The organism is Bifidobacterium apis (assembly GCF_036986835.1).
Lineage (GTDB): Bacteria > Actinomycetota > Actinomycetes > Actinomycetales > Bifidobacteriaceae > Bombiscardovia > Bombiscardovia apis_A.
Genome location: NZ_BTXD01000007.1, coordinates 1 through 4503 on the forward strand (window position 1 = coordinate 1; position 4503 = coordinate 4503).

Annotated in this window: 2 protein-coding genes and 2 tRNA genes; all 4 read left to right on the plus strand. The window is 50.1% G+C overall.

Annotation, left to right across the window (positions count from 1 at the left end; genetic code table 11):
• Window positions 1-253: 253 nt before the first annotated feature.
• The 4 genes from AACP62_RS08250 to AACP62_RS08265 all read left to right on the plus strand — a co-directional run bounded on the left by AACP62_RS08250 (window position 254) and on the right by AACP62_RS08265 (window position 3868).
• Window positions 254-1150 carry a replication initiation protein gene (locus tag AACP62_RS08250; protein WP_339347669.1) on the plus strand — a complete coding sequence of 299 codons (897 nt, stop codon included), beginning with the start codon at window positions 254-256 and terminating at the stop codon, window positions 1148-1150.
• 557 nt (window positions 1151-1707) lie between these two features.
• Window positions 1708-1797, plus strand: a tRNA-Ser gene (locus tag AACP62_RS08255).
• 527 nt (window positions 1798-2324) lie between these two features.
• Window positions 2325-3221, plus strand: a complete 897-nt coding sequence (locus tag AACP62_RS08260; protein WP_339347669.1) for a replication initiation protein — start codon at window positions 2325-2327, stop codon at window positions 3219-3221.
• Between the two features lie 557 nt (window positions 3222-3778).
• Window positions 3779-3868, plus strand: a tRNA-Ser gene (locus AACP62_RS08265).
• Window positions 3869-4503 lie beyond the last annotated feature (635 nt).

The following is a 4503-nucleotide window of genomic DNA, read 5'->3' on the forward strand; positions in this document are numbered from 1 at the left end:
TTCGATCTTCAATCTTGAAACATGGAGCTTGCTCTTAGTGGGTGAACTATCTGACTTGGTTCAGTCCTAACTTACACACCCCGGAGCTGGGTGAACTATCTGACTTGGTTCAGTCCTAACTTACACACCCCGGAGCTGGGTGAACTATCTGACTTGGTTCAGTCCTAACTTACACACCCCGGAGCTGGGTGAACTATCTGACTTGGTTCAGTCCTAACTTACACAGGTAGGGTTCTGTTGCTAGTTTGGCAGTATGACCGATGCACAGCTCAAGCAAGAATGGGAGCAACTCTATCTTCCGCTACGCCCGCTGTGCACGAATGACTTCATCGACGGTATCTACCGGCAGTCACGACAGAAAGCACTGGCTGGATTCAAATACATCGAGACAAATCCAAAAACGGTCAGCGATCTGCTCGTGGTCGACATCGATGATGAGGACGCAAGAGCTATAGCGCTTTGGGAGCATGAGCATATGCTGCCCAACGTCATCGTAGAGAATCCAGCCAATGGCCACGCTCACGCCGTATGGGCGTTGGCTGTGCCGTTTAGTCGAACCGAGTACGCACGTCGAAAGCCGCTCGCGTTCGCAGCCGCTGTTACCGAGGGACTGCGCCGTTCATGCGACGGCGACAAGGGCTATTCGGGCCTCATGACCAAGAATCCTCTGCACACTGCATGGGATTCCGAGCTGGTAACTGATCACCTCTATGATCTCGAAGAGCTCAGCCACTGGCTCACAGAAGCAGGGGACATGCCGGCAGCCTCATGGAGACGGACCAAGCGCCGAAACACCATCGGGCTAGGCCGCAACTGCTCAATCTTCGAAACCGCTAGAACATGGGCTTACAGAGAAGTTCGTAATCATTGGGGAGATAGCGGGGGCCTGCGTGAAGCAATCGAACAGTGCGCTCAACAGATGAATCAAGAGATGTTCACCACTGACCCACTAAGCCGCACAGAGGTTACTCAGATAGCTAAGTCAATTCACAAGTGGATCGTTACGAAAAGCCGCATGTGGAGTGACGGACAAGCCGTCTACGAAGCTAACTTCATTGCTATCCAATCCGCCCGAGGCCACAAGTCCGCCCAAGCTCGTCTTAGGGGAAAGAGCCTTGCCGAAATGAAACAGGAAGTACTGAATCTTTGACAGCCCTAGAAACAAACAAAAAGCGCCCGGTTACTGCGAAAGAGGCCGCCCGTCGATTGGGAGTCAGCGAACGGACGATACGCCGCCTCGTGGCGACTCCTCGCTCTCAATGGATCCGCGACAAGGCTGAAGAGCGTGAGGCTATCCGCAGATACCACGATGATGACGGCCATACTTGGCCAGAAACCTGCGAGCATTTCGGTCTATCAATCGATACTGTAAGGCGCCGAACTTACCGAGCTAGAAAAGAACGACTTGATGAACTGAGCGAATCCGACTGCCAAAAAACTGTCGAAAGTCCATTAGCTTGATAAGACGCTCACAGTAAATCATCAGTAGGAATAAAAAACCCGCCCCTTTTAGGGGGCGGGTTAAATCAAGTTTTAAGACTTGAAGCTTTCCCAGCTAAATTCAGCATATATCACCCTATCTGAATTGTCTAGCCTCTGTCTGTAGAATATTAACTATATATAATATTCTACAGACAGAGGCTAGACAATTATGCTCTAAGCATAATAAAAGATGGTAAGATGTTTATAGGCTTTGAAAAAGGCCCAGGAATCGTGAGCAGAGCGGTCTATTGCACAAGCCTCGACAAGCTTGAAGCTTTCCCAGCTTCGAGGGTTCGAATCCCTCCGATTCCGCCAAACCCCACGCTTTTGAAGCGTGGGGTTTATTACTAATTGATGGATCACTCAGAACACGAACCGATATGTTATTCTCTAAATCGCTTTCAACATCCTAATAACTCTGGCACTGAACTTAATTGCTGATTTGAGGAATCAGCACACCCGCTGTCACAGACCCGCAAATCACAAATCTTCCCGCGGAGCCCTTAAAAAGAGATAAGGCTAGCGGGGGGGGGGGCTTATACGTGAAATAGCTAAAAATCCCACAGAAGCCCGTACAAACCCCTTTTCAGGGGAAATCCAGCGTAGCGACCAGTCAGTGACTGGACTGGTGGGGGTCAAGCGGGTTTGTGTACACAAAAACTATAGCTTGCTCCGGCAACTCACCCGTTCGATCTTCAATCTTGAAACATGGAGCTTGCTCTTAGTGGGTGAACTATCTGACTTGGTTCAGTCCTAACTTACACACCCCGGAGCTGGGTGAACTATCTGACTTGGTTCAGTCCTAACTTACACAGGTAGGGTTCTGTTGCTAGTTTGGCAGTATGACCGATGCACAGCTCAAGCAAGAATGGGAGCAACTCTATCTTCCGCTACGCCCGCTGTGCACGAATGACTTCATCGACGGTATCTACCGGCAGTCACGACAGAAAGCACTGGCTGGATTCAAATACATCGAGACAAATCCAAAAACGGTCAGCGATCTGCTCGTGGTCGACATCGATGATGAGGACGCAAGAGCTATAGCGCTTTGGGAGCATGAGCATATGCTGCCCAACGTCATCGTAGAGAATCCAGCCAATGGCCACGCTCACGCCGTATGGGCGTTGGCTGTGCCGTTTAGTCGAACCGAGTACGCACGTCGAAAGCCGCTCGCGTTCGCAGCCGCTGTTACCGAGGGACTGCGCCGTTCATGCGACGGCGACAAGGGCTATTCGGGCCTCATGACCAAGAATCCTCTGCACACTGCATGGGATTCCGAGCTGGTAACTGATCACCTCTATGATCTCGAAGAGCTCAGCCACTGGCTCACAGAAGCAGGGGACATGCCGGCAGCCTCATGGAGACGGACCAAGCGCCGAAACACCATCGGGCTAGGCCGCAACTGCTCAATCTTCGAAACCGCTAGAACATGGGCTTACAGAGAAGTTCGTAATCATTGGGGAGATAGCGGGGGCCTGCGTGAAGCAATCGAACAGTGCGCTCAACAGATGAATCAAGAGATGTTCACCACTGACCCACTAAGCCGCACAGAGGTTACTCAGATAGCTAAGTCAATTCACAAGTGGATCGTTACGAAAAGCCGCATGTGGAGTGACGGACAAGCCGTCTACGAAGCTAACTTCATTGCTATCCAATCCGCCCGAGGCCACAAGTCCGCCCAAGCTCGTCTTAGGGGAAAGAGCCTTGCCGAAATGAAACAGGAAGTACTGAATCTTTGACAGCCCTAGAAACAAACAAAAAGCGCCCGGTTACTGCGAAAGAGGCCGCCCGTCGATTGGGAGTCAGCGAACGGACGATACGCCGCCTCGTGGCGACTCCTCGCTCTCAATGGATCCGCGACAAGGCTGAAGAGCGTGAGGCTATCCGCAGATACCACGATGATGACGGCCATACTTGGCCAGAAACCTGCGAGCATTTCGGTCTATCAATCGATACTGTAAGGCGCCGAACTTACCGAGCTAGAAAAGAACGACTTGATGAACTGAGCGAATCCGACTGCCAAAAAACTGTCGAAAGTCCATTAGCTTGATAAGACGCTCACAGTAAATCATCAGTAGGAATAAAAAACCCGCCCCTTTTAGGGGGCGGGTTAAATCAAGTTTTAAGACTTGAAGCTTTCCCAGCTAAATTCAGCATATATCACCCTATCTGAATTGTCTAGCCTCTGTCTGTAGAATATTAACTATATATAATATTCTACAGACAGAGGCTAGACAATTATGCTCTAAGCATAATAAAAGATGGTAAGATGTTTATAGGCTTTGAAAAAGGCCCAGGAATCGTGAGCAGAGCGGTCTATTGCACAAGCCTCGACAAGCTTGAAGCTTTCCCAGCTTCGAGGGTTCGAATCCCTCCGATTCCGCCAAACCCCACGCTTTTGAAGCGTGGGGTTTATTACTAATTGATGGATCACTCAGAACACGAACCGATATGTTATTCTCTAAATCGCTTTCAACATCCTAATAACTCTGGCACTGAACTTAATTGCTGATTTGAGGAATCAGCACACCCGCTGTCACAGACCCGCAAATCACAAATCTTCCCGCGGAGCCCTTAAAAAGAGATAAGGCTAGCGGGGGGGGGGGCTTATACGTGAAATAGCTAAAAATCCCACAGAAGCCCGTACAAACCCCTTTTCAGGGGAAATCCAGCGTAGCGACCAGTCAGTGACTGGACTGGTGGGGGTCAAGCGGGTTTGTGTACACAAAAACTATAGCTTGCTCCGGCAACTCACCCGTTCGATCTTCAATCTTGAAACATGGAGCTTGCTCTTAGTGGGTGAACTATCTGACTTGGTTCAGTCCTAACTTACACACCCCGGAGCTGGGTGAACTATCTGACTTGGTTCAGTCCTAACTTACACACCCCGGAGCTGGGTGAACTATCTGACTTGGTTCAGTCCTAACTTACACACCCCGGAGCTGGGTGAACTATCTGACTTGGTTCAGTCCTAACTTACACAGGTAGGGTTCTGTTGCTAGTTTGGCAGTATGACCGATG